The organism is Allobosea sp. CCNWLY174, assembly GCF_037120455.1.
Taxonomy (GTDB): domain Bacteria; phylum Pseudomonadota; class Alphaproteobacteria; order Rhizobiales; family Beijerinckiaceae; genus Allobosea; species Allobosea lupini.
Genome location: NZ_JBBBBQ010000009.1, coordinates 14,903 through 33,590, shown reverse-complemented (window position 1 = coordinate 33,590; position 18,688 = coordinate 14,903). Strand labels below are relative to the sequence as shown.

19 protein-coding genes and 1 tRNA gene are annotated in these 18,688 nt (G+C 67.1%); 9 read left to right on the top strand and 11 right to left on the bottom strand.

Going from position 1 to position 18,688, the window contains the following annotated elements; translation table 11 throughout:
* Positions 1–31: 31 nt before the first annotated feature.
* Positions 32–1,033 (bottom strand): complex I NDUFA9 subunit family protein, encoded by a 1,002-nt coding sequence (locus V7S63_RS22370; protein WP_336531830.1) that lies wholly within the window; start codon positions 1,031–1,033, stop codon positions 32–34.
* Positions 1,034–1,214: 181 nt separating this feature from the next.
* Here V7S63_RS22370 and V7S63_RS22365 point away from each other — a divergent pair.
* Both V7S63_RS22365 and V7S63_RS22360 read left to right on the top strand, forming a co-directional pair.
* Positions 1,215–1,301 (top strand) — tRNA-Leu (locus V7S63_RS22365).
* Positions 1,302–1,698: 397 nt separating this feature from the next.
* Positions 1,699–3,318: a GMC family oxidoreductase gene (locus V7S63_RS22360; RefSeq protein ID WP_442896506.1), complete on the top strand. Its 1,620-nt coding sequence runs from the start codon at positions 1,699–1,701 to the stop codon at positions 3,316–3,318.
* A gap of 141 nt (positions 3,319–3,459) precedes the next feature.
* Here the strand turns inward: V7S63_RS22360 and V7S63_RS22355 are convergent, their stop codons facing one another.
* The 5 genes from V7S63_RS22355 to V7S63_RS22335 all read right to left on the bottom strand — a co-directional run bounded on the left by V7S63_RS22355 (position 3,460) and on the right by V7S63_RS22335 (position 7,616).
* Complete coding sequence (locus V7S63_RS22355) at positions 3,460–4,041, bottom strand: TetR/AcrR family transcriptional regulator (RefSeq protein ID WP_336531828.1); 582 nt, start codon at positions 4,039–4,041, stop codon at positions 3,460–3,462.
* A gap of 310 nt (positions 4,042–4,351) precedes the next feature.
* Positions 4,352–6,055: an urease subunit alpha gene (gene ureC, locus V7S63_RS22350; protein ID WP_336531827.1), complete on the bottom strand. Its 1,704-nt coding sequence runs from the start codon at positions 6,053–6,055 to the stop codon at positions 4,352–4,354.
* Position 6,056: 1 nt separating this feature from the next.
* Positions 6,057–6,368: an urease subunit beta gene (locus V7S63_RS22345; RefSeq protein ID WP_100964803.1), complete on the bottom strand. Its 312-nt coding sequence runs from the start codon at positions 6,366–6,368 to the stop codon at positions 6,057–6,059.
* A gap of 9 nt (positions 6,369–6,377) precedes the next feature.
* Positions 6,378–6,680 (bottom strand): urease subunit gamma, encoded by a 303-nt coding sequence (gene ureA / locus V7S63_RS22340; RefSeq protein ID WP_091841427.1) that lies wholly within the window; start codon positions 6,678–6,680, stop codon positions 6,378–6,380.
* 30 nt (positions 6,681–6,710) lie between these two features.
* A complete protein-coding gene (locus V7S63_RS22335) occupies positions 6,711–7,616 on the bottom strand; it encodes an urease accessory protein UreD (protein WP_336531826.1) in 906 nt (301 codons plus the stop codon).
* A 240-nt stretch (positions 7,617–7,856) separates the two neighbouring features.
* Between V7S63_RS22335 and V7S63_RS22330 the strand changes: the two genes are divergently transcribed.
* From V7S63_RS22330 to V7S63_RS22320, 3 genes are read left to right on the top strand one after another with little or no spacing between them, the layout of a single operon-like run.
* On the top strand, positions 7,857–8,453 hold the full coding sequence (locus V7S63_RS22330) for an urease accessory protein UreE (RefSeq protein ID WP_336531825.1): 597 nt from the start codon (positions 7,857–7,859) through the stop codon (positions 8,451–8,453).
* A gap of 59 nt (positions 8,454–8,512) precedes the next feature.
* Positions 8,513–9,163 carry an urease accessory protein UreG gene (ureG, locus tag V7S63_RS22325; RefSeq protein WP_100964796.1) on the top strand — a complete coding sequence of 217 codons (651 nt, stop codon included), beginning with the start codon at positions 8,513–8,515 and terminating at the stop codon, positions 9,161–9,163.
* A gap of 3 nt (positions 9,164–9,166) precedes the next feature.
* Positions 9,167–9,862, top strand: coding sequence for an urease accessory protein UreF (locus tag V7S63_RS22320; RefSeq protein WP_336531824.1), 696 nt, complete (start codon positions 9,167–9,169; stop codon positions 9,860–9,862).
* Between the two features lie 13 nt (positions 9,863–9,875).
* Here the strand turns inward: V7S63_RS22320 and V7S63_RS22315 are convergent, their stop codons facing one another.
* Genes V7S63_RS22315 through V7S63_RS22305 form a run of 3 tightly spaced genes read right to left on the bottom strand, consistent with a single transcriptional unit; the run spans position 9,876 to position 12,090 of the window.
* Positions 9,876–10,916: an amino acid ABC transporter substrate-binding protein gene (locus tag V7S63_RS22315; protein ID WP_336531823.1), complete on the bottom strand. Its 1,041-nt coding sequence runs from the start codon at positions 10,914–10,916 to the stop codon at positions 9,876–9,878.
* Positions 10,917–10,960: 44 nt separating this feature from the next.
* Positions 10,961–11,599: a L,D-transpeptidase gene (locus V7S63_RS22310; protein ID WP_100964790.1), complete on the bottom strand. Its 639-nt coding sequence runs from the start codon at positions 11,597–11,599 to the stop codon at positions 10,961–10,963.
* Between the two features lie 14 nt (positions 11,600–11,613).
* Entirely contained in the window at positions 11,614–12,090 is a 477-nt protein-coding gene (locus V7S63_RS22305) for a hypothetical protein (RefSeq protein ID WP_336531822.1), read from the bottom strand.
* A gap of 503 nt (positions 12,091–12,593) precedes the next feature.
* Here V7S63_RS22305 and V7S63_RS22300 point away from each other — a divergent pair.
* Positions 12,594–13,403 (top strand): YggS family pyridoxal phosphate-dependent enzyme, encoded by an 810-nt coding sequence (locus V7S63_RS22300; protein WP_442896505.1) that lies wholly within the window; start codon positions 12,594–12,596, stop codon positions 13,401–13,403.
* 66 nt (positions 13,404–13,469) lie between these two features.
* Here the strand turns inward: V7S63_RS22300 and V7S63_RS22295 are convergent, their stop codons facing one another.
* Positions 13,470–14,990: a bifunctional metallophosphatase/5'-nucleotidase gene (locus V7S63_RS22295; protein WP_336531821.1), complete on the bottom strand. Its 1,521-nt coding sequence runs from the start codon at positions 14,988–14,990 to the stop codon at positions 13,470–13,472.
* Positions 14,991–15,143: 153 nt separating this feature from the next.
* On the opposite strand from V7S63_RS22295, the gene hemH reads away from it, so the two are divergent.
* The gene (gene hemH / locus V7S63_RS22290) at positions 15,144–16,181 is read left to right on the top strand and encodes a ferrochelatase (protein ID WP_336531820.1); all 1,038 of its coding nucleotides are present in this window, start codon (positions 15,144–15,146) and stop codon (positions 16,179–16,181) included.
* Between the two features lie 9 nt (positions 16,182–16,190).
* Here hemH and V7S63_RS22285 read toward each other — a convergent pair whose 3' ends face one another.
* Positions 16,191–17,090 carry an alpha/beta fold hydrolase gene (locus V7S63_RS22285; protein WP_336531819.1) on the bottom strand — a complete coding sequence of 300 codons (900 nt, stop codon included), beginning with the start codon at positions 17,088–17,090 and terminating at the stop codon, positions 16,191–16,193.
* A gap of 54 nt (positions 17,091–17,144) precedes the next feature.
* Here V7S63_RS22285 and V7S63_RS22280 point away from each other — a divergent pair, with 54 nt between their 5' ends.
* Both V7S63_RS22280 and V7S63_RS22275 read left to right on the top strand, forming a co-directional pair.
* On the top strand, positions 17,145–17,708 hold the full coding sequence (locus tag V7S63_RS22280) for a MarR family winged helix-turn-helix transcriptional regulator (RefSeq protein WP_442896502.1): 564 nt from the start codon (positions 17,145–17,147) through the stop codon (positions 17,706–17,708).
* 1 nt (position 17,709) lies between these two features.
* A complete protein-coding gene (locus V7S63_RS22275; RefSeq protein WP_336531818.1) occupies positions 17,710–18,687 on the top strand; it encodes an SPFH domain-containing protein in 978 nt (325 codons plus the stop codon).
* The last annotated feature ends 1 nt before the right edge of the window (position 18,688 follow it).

Genomic DNA, 18,688 nt, shown 5'->3' with positions numbered 1-18,688 from the left:
CGGCAAGCTGGTGCTGCTGCCCTGACGGGGCTCAACTGGCGCGGGCGGTGGCGAACTGGCCGGCCTTGCGGAAGCGCCAGAGATAGCCGGGCACCTCGGCCTCGGCCGAGACCGGCGTGATGCCGAGCCCCTGCAACGTCCGGCCTTCCTTCTCGGCCGTCGCGGAGACGACATTGTCGCTCTCGAGCAACTTGACCTGGTCGCGCGTCAGGATGAGCTCGTTCGGCAAGATGCCGAGCGTCAGCATGTCGGCGAGCTCGAGGATCTGGCCCTGCAGACGGGCGAGGCCGAAGGGGACCGGCACGATCAGGCGCTTGCGGCCGGTGACCTCGCAGACATAGTCGACCAGCTCGCGCAGCGTCTTCACCTCGGGACCGCCGAGCTCGTAGGCCTTGCCAGCCTCGGCCTTGCCGTCGATGGCGCGCGCGATCGCTTCGGCCACGTCGCCGACGAAGACCGGCTGGAACCTCGTCTGCGCACCGGCGAGCGGCAGCACAGGCAGCATGCGCACCAGCGAGGCGAAGCGGTTGAAGAAGGTGTCCTCCGGCCCGAACATCACCGAGGGACGCAGCACGATCGCCTGCTTGACCAGGGCCTGGACCGCCGCCTCGCCTTCGGCCTTGCTGCGGGCATAGACGGACGTCGACTCGGCGTCGGCTCCGAGCGCGGAGACCTGGACCAGGCGCTCGACGCCGAAATGTGCGCAGGCCTGCGCCACGCCGCGCGCGCCTTGCGCCTGTACCGAGGCGAAGTTCTGCCGGCCCTTCTCGCGCAGGATGCCGACGAGGTTGATCACTGCATCGGCGCCGTTGACGGCGGCCGCGACCGAATCGGGATAGCGCAGATTGGCCTGGACGGCGGTGACCTGGCCGACGCTGCCGAGCGGCTGCAGGAAGCCGGCGAGGTCCGGGCGGCGCACGGCGGCGCGCACACGATAGCCGCGCCGCGCCAGCGCCCGCACGACATGCCGCCCGAGGAAGCCCGAGCCGCCGAAGACCGTGACGAGTTGCGAAGCGGGAGGCAGGACCGTCATGATGACGCGAAGCTCCGTTTGGAAGCGCTGAAAACTGGCTCTATTGTGCCTGTCCTAGTGCATAGCAGCGCGGCTGTGAAGGCGGTGAGACGCCGCCCGCAGCGCGACCGATACACTATTGTCAAAAAGCCGGCTTCGGCCGTTGACAGGCGCGTTCGGCCCCCGTAAACGAACCGCCGTTGCCCAGGTGGCGGAATTGGTAGACGCACCAGCTTCAGGTGCTGGCGCTCGCAAGGGCGTGGAGGTTCGAGTCCTCTCCTGGGCACCATTTTTCAAGGGTTCTACCAAGCCCTTGAGGCCGAAGGTGTTTCCTTCCGCATCGGAAATGATCTGTCGCCCGGCCTGTGTAGACGGGCGGGATAGAACCGTCGTGAGAATGCCGCGCCCTGCGAGACGGGCAGGCAGCACCTCTCAGCTTTGCGTGCGCGCTCCCTGTGAGTTCCAAAGGCGTCTGGAAAAGAGCGCCCGAAAGGCCGCAACACGGCTCCTGGTCTCGTCGCCGCATACGCCTTCCAAGATGATTCGGATCCTCTCCGGCCCCCAGGATCCGCAGCGCGCTTTCGCCCAGACGGAACGCTGCGCGATGCGCGCTACCGGCTCGATATCGATCTTGCTACGACGATCGCAGCGCAATGACAGCATTGTCGATCGGAGGTCACTTGAGCATCCGTCGCCATCTCGGTTCCTGGGACTATGTCATCGTCGGCGCGGGTTCGGCGGGCTGCGTGCTCGCCAACCGCCTCAGCGCCGATCCGCGCAAGCGCGTGCTGCTGCTCGAGGCCGGCGGCTCGGACAATTACCACTGGATCCATATCCCGGTCGGCTATCTCTACTGCATGGGCAATCCCAGAACCGACTGGGGTTACAGCACGGCACAGGAGAAGGGCCTCAACGGGCGTGTCCTCGCCTATCCGCGCGGCAAGGTCCTCGGCGGCTGCTCGTCGATCAACGGCATGATCTACATGCGCGGCCAGGCGGCCGACTATGACGGCTGGCGCCAGCTCGGCAATCCCGGCTGGGGTTGGGACGAGGTTCTGCCGCTGTTCCGCAAATCCGAGCGGCATCACAATCTGACCGGACCGTTCCATGGCCAGAAGGGCGAGCTGCGGGTCGAGCGCCAACGCCTGTCCTGGCCGATCCTCGATGCCGTGCGCGAGGCCGCCGAGGAGATCGGCGTGCCGAAGATCGACGATTTCAATGCCGGCGACAATTTCGGCTCGGCCTATTTCGAGGTGAACCAGAAGGCCGGATTCCGCTTCAACGCGGTGCGCGCCTTCCTGAGTCCGGTGCGCAATCGCAGCAATCTGACGGTGCTGACGCAGGCGCAGGCCGAGCGCATCGTCTTCTCCGGCAAATGCGCGAGCGGTCTCGAGCTGCGCCTGAAGGGGGAGCCCGTCCAAGTCGACGCCGCCGGCGAGCTGATCCTCTCGGCCGGCGCGATCGGCACGCCGCAATTGCTGCAGCTCTCCGGCGTCGGGCCGGGCGCGCTGCTGTCGCAGCACGGCATCGCCGTCCAGCACGAGCTGCCCGGCGTCGGCGAGAACCTGCAGGACCATCTCCAGATCCGTACGGTCTTCAGGATCACCGGCGCGAGGACGCTGAACGAGCGGCAGGCGAGCCTGTTCGGCAAGGCCGGCATCGCGCTCGAATATGCACTGCGTCGCTCAGGGCCGATGGCGATGGCGCCGAGCCAGCTCGGCATCTTCATGCGTTCGGACGAGCGTTTCGCCACGCCCAACATCGAATTCCATGTCCAGCCGCTCTCATTGGAGCGCTTCGGCCAGCCGCTCGATGCCTTTCCGGCGATCACGGTCTCGGTCTGCAATCTCAGGCCGGATTCGCGCGGCCATGTCCGGATCGTCTCGGCAGATCCCTTCGCGCATCCGACCATTGCGCCGAATTATCTCTCGGCCGACAGTGATCGTGAGGTCGCCGCCGCTTCGATCACCGCGGCGCGGCGCCTCATGGCGACCAGGCGAATGCAGGCATTCAAGCCGGAAGAGCTCAAGCCCGGCATCGCCGTTCAGGAGCCCGCCGAACTGGCGCAGGCAGCAGGCGACATTGCCACCACCATCTTCCACCCGGTTGGAACCGCGAAAATGGGCGTCGACGCGATGGCGGTGGTCGATCCTGAGCTGCGCGTGCACGGTCTCGAAGGCCTGCGCGTCGTCGACGCCTCGATCATGCCGACGATCGTCTCGGGCAACACCCACGCACCGGCCGTGATGATCGCCGAGAAGGCGGCGCAGCTCATGACAGCGAGCCAGCCCGGCAAAAGTGCGTAGCCGTTTTGCGTGGATACGAAAGACAGAGCCTTGAGGGCGAACCTGCATTCGCCTGAAATGCTCTAGACCCCTGCCTTATCGCAATGCCTGCGAACGCGCGATCGCCTCCATCGCCGGCAAAGGCAAGCCTGGTCGCAGCCGCTACCGCCCGGCGCCAATTCCGTCGAGCAGGGTCGTGACGGCCAGTGCCGCGACCTGGTCGCTGCTGGCGCCGCTGGCGCGCATCCATTCCGGCACGCGGTTCAACCCACCGAGGAAATACGGCACCAGCAGGTGCAGGTCGATGCCGGCATCGACCTCGCCACTGGCGACGCCGCCGGCGAAGAGATCGAGCCAGAGCCGGGTATAGGTTTCGCGCATCTTGCGGCTGCGCCGTTTGATGACCGGCGGCAGGTGCTCGTAGACGTGCATGTGCTGCTGGTCCTTGCCGACCAGGCTTGCCACATGCACCCCGACCGCTGCCGAGAGCCGGCCCGCGAACGGCGCGTCGGCCGGCAGGCTGCGGAGCGCCTCCGCGACCCGGGCATAAAGCGTTTCGATGCCCTGGTTGAGGATCTCCTCGACGATCTCGTCCTTCGACTTGAAGTGGTAGTAGAGGCTCCCGGCCTTCATATCGACCAGCGCCGCCACAGCCCGCATCGTGCAGGCAGCGTAGCCCTTGCGGACGATGATCTCGGCAGCGGCGGCGACGATCTCGCCGCGCATCGGGCTTGGCTTCGTCACCTGCGCTGTCGCGGTCCCTGCCGGCCTTCTTGCGCTGCGTACTCTCATGCCCTGCCTCGCGCGCCCTCGGCTCTCGCGCGGCCGCATTCCGGCCGAATGCCCGTTCCGCGACGGGACGCAGGCTTTCGTCACTATCGCCCCTCGGGGCCCCGATCAAGGCGACCCGTCAAACGTTCGTTTCGGGCTCACGCGCGCCACCGGCGCCGATCTTCTTTCCGTTGTTTGCCGGGATCGCCCCGGCACGGCGCATCCCCGTCCCAGGCCGATCAGGCTTCTCCCTACGGCGGAGTTCAGTGCCGGCTGCCTCCCCTCAGAACAGGAAGTAGCGCTGCGTCATCGGCAGGGAGGTCGCGGGCTCGCAGGTGATCAGCTCACCATCGACGCGCACCTGGTAGTTCTGCGGATCGACCTCGATCTTGGGCGTCAGCGCATTGTGGATCATGTCCTTCTTGCGGACGCCGCGCGTGCCCTTCACCGCCACCAGCTGCTTCTGCAGGCCGAGCCTGTCGCCGATCCCGTCGTCGAGCGCCGCCTGCGAGACGAAAGTGACCCCGGTCTTGCCGCGGGCGCGCCCGAGCACGCCGTACATCGGCCGGTAATGGACCGGCTGCGGCGTCGAGATCGAGGCGTTCGGATCGCCCATCGGTGCGGTGGCGATCATCCCGCCGACCAGCACCAGCGACGGCTTGATGCCGAAGAAGGCCGGCTTCCACAGCACGAGGTCGGCACGCTTGCCGACTTCGATCGAGCCGAGCTCGTGGGCAAAGCCATGAGTGATCGCCGGATTGATCGTGTACTTGGCGACATAGCGCCTGCAGCGGAAATTGTCGTTGCGCGCACTGTCTTCGGGCAGTGGCCCGCGCTGGACCTTCATCTTGTGCGCCGTCTGCCAGCAGCGCAGGATCGTCTCTCCGACGCGACCCATCGCCTGCGAATCCGACGACATCATCGAAAAGGCGCCGAGATCGTGGAGGATGTCCTCCGCCGCGATCGTCTCCTTGCGGATGCGGGATTCGGCGAACGCGACGTCCTCCGGAATCCGCGGGCTGAGGTGGTGGCACACCATCAGCATATCCAGATGCTCGTCGATGGTGTTGACCGTGTAGGGCCGGGTCGGATTGGTCGAGGAGGGCAGGATGTTCTCCTGGCCGGCCGCCGTGATGATGTCGGGTGCATGGCCGCCGCCCGCGCCTTCCGTATGGAAGGAGTGGATCGCGCGGCCTTTCGTCGCCGCGAAGGTGTCACCGACGAAGCCGCTCTCGTTCAACGTATCGGAATGCAGCCCGACCTGAACGTCCATCTCGTCGGCGACGGAAAGACAATTGTCGATCGCCGCCGGAGTCGTGCCCCAGTCCTCGTGCAGCTTGAGGCCGATGACGCCGGCCCGGACCTGCTCGCGCAACGGCTCGGGCAGGCTCGCATTGCCCTTGCCGAGCAGGCCGACATTGAGCGGCAGGTCGTCAATCGCCTCGAGCATCCGGTGGATGTACCAGGGTCCCGGCGTCACCGTGGTGGCGAGCGTGCCGACAGAGGGTCCCGTGCCACCGCCGACGAGTGTGGTCGTGCCGCTAGTGAGCGCCATCTCCGCCTGCTGCGGACAGATGAAATGGATATGGGCGTCGACGCCGCCGGCGGTCAGGATCTTGCCCTCGCCGGCGATGACGTCGGTGCCGGGGCCGATGACGATGTCGACGCCGGGCTGGATGTCGGGATTGCCGGCCTTGCCGATCGCGGCGATGCGCCCGTCCTTGATGCCGACATCGGCCTTCACGATGCCCCAATGGTCGAGGATCACCGCATTGGTGATGACGAGGTCGGGCACCTCGGCGGCATTGCGCTGGCTCTGGCCCATGCCGTCGCGGATGACCTTCCCGCCGCCGAAAGTGACTTCCTCGCCATAGATCGTGTGATCAGCCTCGATCTCGATCACGAGCTCGGTGTCGGCGAGGCGGATCCGGTCGCCCTTGGTCGGGCCATAGAGCGAGGCGTAGTTCTCGCGGGTGATGCGCACCATCTCAGGCCTCCAGTCTGCCCATGACCCTGGCGTTGAAGCCGTAGACCACCCTGTCGCCGTCCAGCGCCACCAGCGCGACCGTCCGCGATTGTCCCGGCTCGAAACGGACTGCTGTCCCCGCCGGAATGTCGAGCCGGAAGCCCCTGGCCGTCTCGCGCTCGAACTGCAGCGCCGCGTTGGTCTCGTAGAAATGATAGTGCGAACCGACCTGGATCGGCCGGTCGCCGGAATTGGCGACCTCGATCGACCGCCGCTCGCGGCCGGCATTGAGCTCGATCGTGCCGTCCTCGATGAAGAACTCGCCCGGGATCATCGCGCCGCCTCACGGAATCGGGTTGTGGACGGTGACCAGCTTGGTCCCGTCCGGGAAGGTCGCTTCGACCTGCACGTCGTGGATCATCTCCGGAACGCCGTCCATGACGTCCTCGCGCGTCAGCAGCGTCGCGCCATAGGACATCAGCTCCGCCACGGTACGCCCGTCGCGCGCGCCTTCCAGGATCGCCGCCGAGATATAGGCGACGGCCTCCGGATAGTTCAGCTTGACGCCGCGTGCCTTGCGCCGTTCCGCCAGCAGCGCCGCGGTAAAGAGCAGAAGCTTGTCCTTCTCGCGCGGAAGCAGCTCCATCGCCTTCCCCCATCCTCGCAGTCGATCGTTTCAGGTGGCCCAGATGCGCGGCGCCTCGGCCATCTTGCCCTGCCCCAGGCTCCGAAGCACGTTCCATGCCCGCACGAACAAGGCCTTGCCCTCAGCGACCCGTGGCCCGAGATAGCGGCAGACCACGGCCTCTTCGAGCTGGCTGACGCAGAAGACGCCGTCTCCCGCCGCGCCAATCGCGGCCCGCACCTGCTCCGCCGCATTCTCGGCGACCGTGCCGGCATAGACCATCGTTCCCCAGCTCGGCTGGCGGGCCAGGGAAAAGGCAGCCTCCAGCAAAGGCGAGCCGCCCTGCAGCTCCAGGCGCTCGAACCAGATCGGCCGGCCATCCCGCACGATCTCGATGCGCTGGCTGAGGCGCCCCGTCTCGAAACGCTCGCCGGCCGCAGGGCGCCCAAGGCACAGGAAGTCCCAGCCGACATAGGTGGCGTCGGTGGCAAGCGACACCTTCGTCTCGATCCGCGCATCGGCCCCGTCGAAGACGATGGTTTCCTGCGGCAGGTATTCGCAGACCGCGCCGGTCCCGATCGCGACATCGACCGATTGCATGCTAGCGCTGTGTTCGCTGCGATAGAATTTCGTCGCGCCCGGGGTCGTCAGCAGCGCGCGCGCTCCGGCGTCGAGATGGAAGCGCAGATCGAGGCGGTCGCCGCCCGCGACCCCGCCCGGCGGGTGCAGCAGGTAGACATGGCAGGTCCCGTCCTTCTCCGGGTGGAACGGCCGCTGCACGACGAGCGGGCCGAAATGCCGGCGGCGGACGAGGCGGGTCTTGCCGGCATTCAGCGCGAACCACAGCTCGAGCTCGGCAGGCCACGCGCTCGGTTGCGCCGCATACTGGGCGCGAGCCGGCGAAGCCACGGTCGAATGGGCCGGTTCGGAGGATCGAGTAGGCACGATTGCGTTCATGGACCGCGCTTCAGCCGGCGTAAGCCGCCTCATGCTTCAACCGAGAGCAATTTAGAGCCTGTATTATCATCGTTCGCTCATTATTTGGGCAATTTAGGCAATCGATCGTCGATCGAGCGTTGACGAACGTTCGGATCGAAGCTGTTCTGCAACCGGATACTGACGCCTCGCCTCGCTTTGGGATAGTTCTCGGACTTTCATCCCTGCGCGAGCAGGACCGCGTCGAAAACGGGGTTCAGCATGTTGAAAGCCATAGCCGTCCGGCGCGCGGTTGATGCGGCCGTGCCAGATGAGCCTGTGCTTGGTCGCGCGGTCCTCGAGCACGACGCCCGGCATCTGCGCCGGCGCATGATCGAAACCATGGATGGCGACAAGGTTCTGGTCGATCTGCCCGAAACCGTCGTGCTGTCCGCCGGAGACGCCCTGGCGATCGAGGGCGGCGGCCTGGTCGAGATCGCCGCCGCCGACGAGCCGCTCTATGCGATCAAGGCCCGCGATCCGCTGCATCTTGCCGAACTCGCCTGGCACATCGGCAACCGCCATCTCGCCGCGGCGATCGCGGCGGACCGCATCCTGATCCTGCGCGATCACGTCATCAAGGCCATGCTCCAGGGGCTCGGCGCGCAGGTCGAGGACATCGTCGCGCCCTTCGATCCGGTGCGCGGCGCCTATTCCGGCCACGGCCACAGTCACGCACATGACCATGGACACGATCACGGCCACCGCCATGACCATGCGCACTCGCATGATCACGGGCACCACCATCACGATCACGGGCATTCCCATCGTCATGGGCATTCCCATGGCGACGGGAAGCACGATCACCGTCATGGCTGAATCCCGCGCGGGAAGCCTGTAGGCTGTCGGCCATATCCATTGCTCGAGGCTCTGCGCTCATGATCTCGAAGAACGGCCCCCTCCGCGTCGGCATCGGCGGCCCCGTCGGCTCGGGCAAGACGATGCTCACGGAGAAACTGTGCAAGGCGATGCGGGAGGACTACTCGATCGCCGTCGTCACCAACGACATCTACACCAAGGAAGACGCCATGGTGCTGGTGCGCCGGCAGGCGCTGCCCGAGGAGCGCATCGTCGGCGTCGAGACCGGCGGCTGCCCGCATACGGCGATCCGCGAGGATGCTTCGATCAACCTGCAGGCCATCGCCGAGATCAACCGGCGGATCCCGGACCTCGACATCGTCTTCATCGAATCCGGCGGCGACAACCTGGCGGCGACCTTCTCGCCCGACCTCGCCGACCTCACGCTCTATGTGATCTCGGTGTGTCAGGGCGAAGACATACCCCGCAAGGGCGGGCCTGGCATCACCCGATCCGACTTCCTCGTGATCAACAAGAGCGACCTCGCGCCTTATGTGAACGCCGATCTCGACGTGATGCAGACGGATGCGGCCCGGATGCGCGGCAAGCGCCCCTTCGGCTTCACCGATCTCTCGCGCGGCAAGGGCCTCGACACGATCGTCGATTTCATCGTGGCGCATGGCGGCTTGCGGACGCAGCACGCCAGCGAGGCCAGCACGGCCGGGGCCTGAGAGATGGACGGCGCCCCAACCTCCGGCGGCGACCGGGATGCGCTCCCGCTGCATCTGCTGCGCCTGGTGAGCCAGGGCCTGCCGGTCGGCGGCTTCTCCTATTCGCGCGGTCTCGAAGCGGCCGTCCACGCCGGCTGGGTCTCAGACGAGGCGAGCGCGCGCGACTGGATCCTCGGCACGCTCAGGGCCAATGTCGCGCAGCTCGACGGCGCGCTGTTCTGGCGCATGGCGACGGCGCTGGAGAATGGCGACCAGGAGCGCTTCCTGATGGCCAATGCCTGGCTTGCTGCCGGGCGCGAAAGCCGGGAATTCCAGCGCGAGGACAAGCGGCAGGGCGAGGCGCTGCTGCGGCTGCTCACCGATCTCGACGTCCCCGCCGCCCGCCATCATGCCGGCGACGCGCTGACCTACGCAGCCGCCTTCGCCCTGGCCGGCCAGCACTGGCGTATCGCCCCGGAAGCGGCCCTGAAGGGATTTCTCTGGGTCTATGTCGAGGGCCAGGTGACCGCTGCGATCAAGCTGGTGCCGCTCGGGCATACCGCCGGCCAGCGCCTGCTCATCGAGGCCGCCACCGCCATCGGCGAAGCCGCGGCCCGGGCCCGCTCGCTTCGCGACGACGAGGTCGGCAACCTCGCCCCCGCGCTGGCGATGGCGAGCGCCTGGCACGAAACGCAGTACAGCCGCCTGTTCCAATCCTGACGGCGGCCGGCGCCTATCGCAGCGGCGGGGCGTAGAGCACGCCGCCCATGTTCCAGAGCTGATTGAGCCCGCGCGGGATGCCGAGCTTCGAGCCGGTGCCGAGATTGCGTTCGTAGATCTCGGCATAGTTCCCGCCCGCCTTGACGGCGCGGACCGCCCAGTCGGCCTCGAGGCCGAGCGCCTTGCCGAAGCCGCCCTCCGCCCCGGTGAAGCGACGCACGTCGGGCTTCTGCGACTTGAGGGCATCGTCGAGATTGGCAGCGGAGACGCCGAGCTCCTCGGCGTTGACCAGCGCGAAGTTCACCCATTTCACCACCGTGAACCAGGGGAAGTCGTCGCTGCGCACCACCGGCCCGAGCGGTTCCTTCGAGATCACGTCCGGCAGCACGATCGCCTCTGCCGGCTTGGCCAGCCTGAGCCGTTCGCCATGCAGCGCCGACTGGTCGCGGGTCAGGACGTCGCACTGCCCGCCCTCGAAGGCGGCGAAGGCCTCGGCAGCGCTCGGATGGACCTTCTCCTCATAGGTCATCGAGTTGGCCTTGAAGAAATCGGCGAGGTTGAGCTGCGTCGTGGTGCCGGCCTCGACGCAGATCCTCGCCTTGTCGAGCGACAGGGCTGAATCGACCTTGAGCGCGCGCTTCGCCAGGAAGCCCTGGCCGTCGTGATAGGAGATGCCGGCGAATGTCAGCCCGAGCTCGGCCTCGCGCCCGAGCGTCCAGGTCGAGTTGCGCGCCAGGAGGTCGACCGTGCCGGCCTTCAGCGCATCGAAGCGCTGGCTCGCCGACAGCGGGGTGAAGGCGACCTTGCCGGCATCACCGAGCACGACCGCCGCGACGGCACGGCAGAAATCGACGTCGAAGCCGCGCCAGGAACCCTGGGCATCCTTGTCCGAAAAGCCGACCACCCCTTCGCTGACGCCGCATTGCAGCGTGCCGCGCTGCTTCACGGCGTCGAGCGTGCCGGCGACAGCAGGAAGTGCGAAGCCGACAAGGGCGGCGAGGCAAAGACCGCTGCGGGCAAGCCAGGAGGCGTTCGACCAGGAGACCTTCGACATGTCTGTCCGTTCCTTCTGCAGGTCGGCGGAAGCGGCGGGGCCGGTCATAGCGTCGCCTTGTGGCGGATGACGACCTTGGTACCGAGCGGCACGCGCTCGTAGAGGTCGGCGATGTCGCCATTGGCGAGCCGGAAGCAGCCCGACGAGATCGCCTGGCCGATCGTCTCCGGCTGGTTGGTGCCGTGGATGCGGAAGACGGTCGAGCCGAGATAGAGCGCGCGCGATCCCATCGGATTGCCTGGACCGCCGGCCATGAAGCGCGGCAGATAGGGCTGGCGCTGCAGCATCTCCGGCGGCGGGCGCCAGTCCGGCCATTCCGCCTTGCGGCTGACCTGGACCTGGCCTGACCAGGTGAAGCCCTCGCGGCCGACGCCGATGCCGTAGCGCAGGGCCCGGCCATTGCCCTGCACCACATAGAGGAAGCGCTCGGCCGAATGGATCACCACGGTGCCGGGCGCCTCGTTCGAGCGGAACAGCACCATCTGGCGGGCATAGGGGCCCTCGGTGATGCTGACCTCCTCGGTCGAGACGCGGCCGGGCTCGTCGCCGATATCCATCGTCTCCTGCAGCGCCGCCGGCGGGCGTGGCTGCGCCGCCGCGACGCCCGGCAGGGCAAGAACCGGCGCCAGCCCCAGTCCGGAGACGATCAGGCCATGCAGGGCGGCGCGAATGATCTCTCTCATCTGTTCGCCTCCGTTCAGCCGCAGCGGCTGTAGATGAAGGTGCCGTAGCGGGCATGCACATCGGGATCGACGAAGCGCGCCACGAATTCCTTCGGCTTCACCGACAGCAGCTCGCGGTCCTGCGGATCGCCGGCCGGCGCCTCGAAGCCGAGATAGGTCTTGCCGCCCGCTCCGGCCTTCAGCCTGAGCTCATAGAGCTTGGGATCGTCGGCAGCGTGCATCATCACTCCGTCACCCGGGCCCTGCGCAATGACATAGGGCTGCTTGCACTGTGCCCGCGCCTCGGCTTCCGTGCGCTTGCGGTCCTTTTCCGTATGAAAGGAGGCGACACCCCAGCGCCCGATCAGGGCATCGCGCGAGATCCCGGCCGGAGCCGGCGCACGCGCAGAACTGCCCGAGGACGGCGACGACAATCCCTCGCCGCCACCGCAGCCAGCCAAAAGGAGCGGCAACGCGATGCCGCATGCCACGGCGCCCGCGGATCGCCGCATCGTATCTCGAGCACGTCCGAGTTCGATCGTCATCGTTCCTCCCCCTCCTTGCAGCAGGATAGGCCATGCCGCGCTGCCGTCTCGGCCCCCTTATGCTCGTCCGGTCCCGGACGACCGCGGAGCCTGGACTATCGGGACGCCCGGCAAGCACTGCATCGATCATCCAGCCGTCCCGAAAGCGACCCGGGAAACGCATGAGAACCGCAAAGGCTGCCGCGATCAACCCATCCACCAGCAGCCGAATGAAACGCGACGATCAGCTGCCGGGCGCCAGTTCCAGCGAAGCGATGGGGCAACGCATGCAGACGGTCTGGCGACATCACGCAGACATCGTCAACTGGCCCAAAGTGATAGCGCTTAACTGGACGTTCTGTCCGGGCCAGCTCCATGCTTCCGTCACAACTGGACCAGCCGCACGTGTAGCCGATGACGCTCCACCCATGCCGATTTGAGACCGCCTCCAGCGACACCGACAGGAACTGGAATCGTTGACGGCTGCAGACATCGACCAGCCCGACCGGAACGACGAGCGCGCTGACGACGCGTCTCTCTCCGCCGCGGATATCGAGCGCTTCGGCAGCGATCCTGCCGGCACGTTCCGAGCGAATCTCGCCGCCGTCGAGGAGCGCATCGCCCGGGCCTGCGCGCGTGCTGGGCGGGACCGCGCCTCGGTTCGATTGCTGCCGATCACCAAGACCGTGCCGGCGCAGGTCCTGCGCTGCGCCTTCGCGGCGGGGATCACCGCCTTCGGCGAAAACAAGATCCAGGAGGCGATGTGCAAGCGCGAGGCGCTGGGTGATCTTGCCATCGACTGGAGCATCGTCGGCCATCTCCAGAGCAACAAGGTCAAGTACCTCAGCCGCTTCGCCCGGGAGTTCCATGCGCTCGACAGCCTGAAGCTCGCCGAACTGCTCGACCGGCAGCTCGGGCGCGAGGGTCGCAGCCTCGACGTCTACGTGCAGGTCAACACCTCCGACGAGGACAGCAAGTTCGGCCTGCATCCGGATGCGCTGCTGCCCTTCGTCGACCGGCTCGGGCAATTTCCTCGGCTGAAGCCACGCGGCCTGATGACGCTCGCCCTGTTCAGCTCCGACATGGCGCGGGTCCGCCCCTGCTTTGCCCTGCTACGCCGCCTGCGAGACGAGGCGCTCGCGCGCCATCCAGGCCTGACCGGCCTGTCCATGGGCATGACCGGCGATTTCGAGGAAGCGATCGCGGAAGGCGCGACCGTGGTCCGGGTCGGCCAGGCGATCTTCGGCAAGCGCCCCACCCCGGACGGGCATTACTGGCCGGGCTTCGCGAAGCCCGGCTGACCTGTCGCATGAATCCCGGCCGCTGAGTACGGCGGGCTTCCCGCCAGGACGACCAGGCAGAGCCGCTTATTTCAACACGGCCCGCCCCTCGACCTTGGCCTCGACCGTGCCGAGGCGGCGGATATAGACCATCACCTCGTTGGCCATCAGCTTGCCGTCGGTCAGGCCGATCAGCGTCTTGCCACGGCCGAGCGCGGAATAGCCGTCGCCGCCCGTCAGCATGAAGTTGTTGGTGGCGACGGTGTATTTGCCGGCCGGATCGATCTCCTTGCCGTCGACCTTCACCGAGGTGACGCGCGAGCCCTGCGGCTGCTTGAGATCGGCCTCGAAGGTGAGGCCGGACACCACCGGGAAGCGGCCGGAGCCCTGCGGCGCATCGCGCAGGCCGTTCTCGATCGCGTCCTTCACATCCTTGCCGGTGATCTCGACCATCGACGTTGCGTTGCCGAAGGGCAGTTCGCTCAGGACGTCGCGCCGCGTCAGCTTGTGGCCGGCAGGATACTGCTTGTTGGCCCGGATGCCGCCGGCATTGGTGATGGCGAGCTGCGCGCCGGTCGCGGCCCTGATCGCGTCGGCGATCAGGTTGCCGATCGCGGTCTCCTGCGTGCGGATCACGCCGGTGCGCGAATCGAGCGGGACGCCCAGCGTAGCGATCTCGATGTCGAGCTCCTTCGACAGCTCGGTCTCGTAGCCCTTGACGATGGCGGCGACCTCGGGATCGGGCGTCGCGGCGCGGCTGTCGTTGACGCGGAAGGTCGGCGTCCACTCGACCTTGCGATTGGCGCCCTCGCCCGACGCCTTGGCGGCGATGTCGATCGCGGTGACGTAATTGCCCTCCTCGTTCGACTCGACCATCACCACCTTGCCGTCATAGGCGATGGCGAGGTCGTGGTCGTGGCCGGTCAGCAGGATGTCGACCACGCGCGAGCGCACGATCTCGTAGTCCATCGCCCGGTCGGCATGCACGACTGCGACGAGGATGTCGGCGCCCTCTGCCTTGAGCTTGCGCGCCTCGCGCCGCAACGCCTCCATGGTCGAGGAGAATTTCAGGTCGCCGGGATTGGAGAGCTGCGGCGTCGGGTCGAAGGTCGTGCCGATGACGCCGACCTTGATGCCGCCAAGCTCGAAGATCTGGGAATCCTTGTGGCCCGGCAGCGGGTTGCCGGCCGCGTCTCGCAGATTGGCCGCGAAGGTCGGATAGGTCTGGGCGGCAGCGAGCTTGAGATAGTTCTCCTTGCCGAAGTCGAATTCGTGATTGCCGGGCACGAAGACGTCGATGCCCATCTTGTTCTGCATCGCGACGATATGGGCGCCCTGGTCGAAACCCGACATCAGCGAGGGCGAGTAGCAGTCGCCGGCATGGCAGAACAGCACGGGCACGCCGCGCGCGCGCTCGGCCTTGGCGATGCCTGCAGCGCGGGCGAAGCCGCCTTTGCCCTTGTCGTCGCTCATCTTGTAGATGTCGTTGACGAGCAGCAGCGTGAAGCTCGCCGGTGGCGTCTGCGCCTTCGCCACGGGCGCGGTCGCGGCAAGGGCTGCTGGAGCGCCGAGGACGCGGAACGCGTGGCGGCGGGTCATCTTGGTCATCGGCGCGAACCCCTGCGGTTTTGATTTGGTCGAAGACTAGCAAGAGCCCAGCCGCCTTGCGAGACCCCTGCTCACGCAGTGTCGCACCCCGTATGGCCCGACTGGACGAAAACCGTAACTCGTCTAAATCACAGCCGAACGAAAGCGGATGCGATGAACCTCGAGCCGAGCTTGCCTCCCGACCACGTCAGCATCAGAAGCGGCCGCATCGGCGTGCTTCTGATGAACCTCGGCACGCCCGAGGGCACCACCTACAAGCCGATGCGGGCCTATCTCAAGGAGTTCCTCTCCGACCGCCGCGTCATCGAGGAACCGCGCTGGAAATGGTGGCCGATCCTCAATCTGATCATCCTGTCGACGCGGCCCAGCCGCAAGGGCAAGGACTACGCGACGATCTGGAACAATGAGCGCGACGAGGGTCCGCTCAAGACGATCACCCGCTCGCAGACGGAGAAGCTCGCCGAGCGGCTGGCGGGCGCTGCCGATGGCCGCATCACCGTCGACTGGGCGATGCGCTACGGCCTGCCGGATGTGAAGAGCCGCCTGAAGGCGCTGCTCGCGCAGGGCTGCGACCGCATCCTGCTGGTGCCGCTCTATCCGCAATATGCCGCGCCGACCTCGGCGACCGCCTGCGACCAGGCCTTCCGCGCGCTGATGGAGATGCGCTGGCAGCCGACGGTGCGGGTCGCCCATCCCTACTACGCCGACCCGGTCTATATCGACGCGCTCGCCACCTCGATCCGCGCCTCGCTCGGCAAGCTTTCCTTCGAGCCGGAGGTGATCCTCTGCTCGCTGCACGGCATGCCCAAGGAATACCTGCTCAAGGGCGACCCCTATTATTGCCAGTGCGCCGTCACCGCCCGGCTGCTGCGCGACAAGCTCGGCCTCAGCGCGGAGCGCTTCCGCCTGACCTTCCAGTCGCGCTTCGGACCGGACGAATGGCTGCAGCCCTATACCGACGAGACCGTGAAGGCGCTGGCGCAGGCCGGCACCAAGTCGCTCGCCATCGTCGCGCCCGGCTTCTCGGCCGATTGTCTGGAGACGCTGGAAGAGCTCGACGGCGAGAACCGCGAGATCTTCCTGCACAACGGCGGCAAGGAGTTCGCCTATCTGCCCTGCCTCAACGATTCCGAGGAGGGCATGCAGGTGATCGAGGCGGTGGTGCGCCGGGAGCTGATGGGCTGGGTGTGAGCTAGGACGCTACCCCACCACGAAGCGCGTCACGCTCTCCACCACCTGCCTGGCCTGCAGGATGCGCCGGTGTCCCAGCCCGTTCGTCTCCTGCAAGGTGACGAACGGCCCGGCCGCCGCCAGCGCCTGCGCATGATGGAAGTCGAGTTCCCGGTCCTGCCGGTCATGGATCACCAGGGTCGGCAGGCCGATCGCCTCCAGCTGCCCGCAGCCCTCGAAGGCCTCGACAGGATTGCCGGCGACGCTGTGGATGCGGCGCTCCAGCGCCGCCTGGCCGCGGCGGCCGAGCCCGATCGTCGCGCCGAAATTGCGGGTGATCGTGGTGACGGAGGATGGCGCCGCGACCAGCGCGAGCCGATTCGACTTGACCCGCGGCTGGCCCGGCACGCTGCGCGCCAGCCCGGCCAGGGCGATCGCCCCGCCGAAGGAATGCGCCACGATCGCATGCACTGGCGCAAAGACACGCGCCACCGCGGCGAGCGCGCCGACCCCGAGCGGGATGTTGAGCTCGGCCCCGGTCGAGGTGCCATGCGCCGGCATGTCGAAGGCGACGACGCGGAAGCCCTGCGCCAGCAAGGGCTGCACGAAAGCGGTCATGAACGCCGCCTCGCTGTTCCAGCCATGCAGCAGGATCACTGTCGGCGCCGGACCATCGCCATCTTGCAAGCGGGGCTCAGGTTCGAACAGATAGGCGCTGACCGTCCCGCACGGGTAGGATACCGCCTGCCGGATCGCCGGCGCGAGCCTACCGCGGGCGGCGATGATCGCCTTGCCGGTCCGGCTCTGTGGGCCGGGCGGGCGCGGCGGGGTACAGAAGAGCTTGAAGGCGGCGCGCCCGGCCGTATGCGGAGCAATGAAACTGCCGATGCGGACGAGAGGACGAATGACGCGAAGCGCTGTGCCGGGCATGATCGGAAACCTTGTTCGTTCAGCCTTGAACTATTATGTTCAGCGATGAACAAAATGCAAGAGCCAATTTCCGCACCGGCAACTGAGCCGAATAGCACCGTGAAGTCGGGGCTTCCCTGGGACCTGCCGCGTTTCAAGAACTGGCTCGCGGTCGCGCGCATGCACCAGCTCTGGAAAAAGGTCTTCTCCGAGGCACTGGCGCCGCTCGGCATCCAGCTGGCGCATTACGATGTGCTCGCCAACGTCTTCCGGACCCCCGGTCTGACCCAGCAGCAGCTTGCCGAGAAGCTTCTGGTCGGCCGCAGCGCCATGAGCATGCTCCTGCCCGAGCTCGAGCGGCGCGGCCTGATCGAGCGCCGCAATGACGAGGCCGACCGGCGCGTGCGCCGCCTCTGGCTGACCGGGGATGGCGAGGTCCTGACGCGCAAGGCGCTGGCGATCCACGCCGCCCGGATCGAGGCGATGATGGGCGTGCTCAGCGACGAGGAATGCAATGCCGTCGGCACGATGATGTGGCGGGTCGTCGGCTACCTCGAAGGCAAGCCGCCGCGCGAGCCGTCATCAGATGCTCGCAAAGGCACGCTTGAACCGAAGTCCCCGATTGCGCCGGAGAGCTGAGATGAATCCCACTGGCTTCGACATCGTCGTCGTCGCACTGGTCGCACTGGTCATCCTGACCATCGCGCTCGGGGTCCGCACCATCCCGCAGGGCTTCAATTATACGGTCGAGCGCTTCGGCCGCTATTCGCGCACGCTGGGGGCCGGCCTAGGGCTGATCATCCCCTATATCGAGCGCATCGGCCACAAGGTGAATGTGATGGAGCAGGTGCTCGACATTCCCTCGCAGGAAGCCATCACCAAGGACAATGCCGGCGTGCGCATCGACGCCGCCGCCTTCTACCAAGTGCTCGATGCCGCCAAGGCCTGCTACGAGGTCTCCCATCTCGGCCAGGCGCTGATGGTCTTGACGATGACCAATATCCGCACCGTGGTCGGCTCGATGGACCTCGACCAGCTGCTCTCGCATCGCGACGAGATCAATGAGCGGCTGCTGCGGGTGATGGACGCCGCCGCCTCGCCCTGGGGCGTCAAGGTCACCCGCATCGAGATCAGGGACATCCTGCCGCCGGCCGATATCGCCGGCGCGATGAACCGGCAGATGAAGGCCGAGCGCGAGAAGCGCGCCGCCGTGCTCGAGGCCGAGGGGCTGCGCCAGGCCGAGATCCTCAAGGCGGAAGGGCAGAAGCAATCGCAGATCCTCGCGGCCGAGGGCCGCAAGGAAGCGGCCTTCCGCGACGCCGAGGCGCGTGAGCGCTCGGCCCAGGCCGAGGCAGCCGCGACCGCCATGGTCAGCGAGGCGATCAGCAGGGGCGACATCCAGGCCGCCAACTTCCTGATCGCCGAGCGTTATACCGAGGCGCTGAAGGCGATCGCGAGCGCCCACAACAGCAAGGTGGTGATCGTCCCGATCGAGGCTGCAGCACTCGCCGGCACCGTCGGCGGCATTGCCCAGCTGACGAGGGCCGTGTTCGGCGAGGATGCGGCGGCGAGCCGGCGCGCCGGCTCCGTCCCGGCGGCAGGTCGCACGGAGGGCTGAC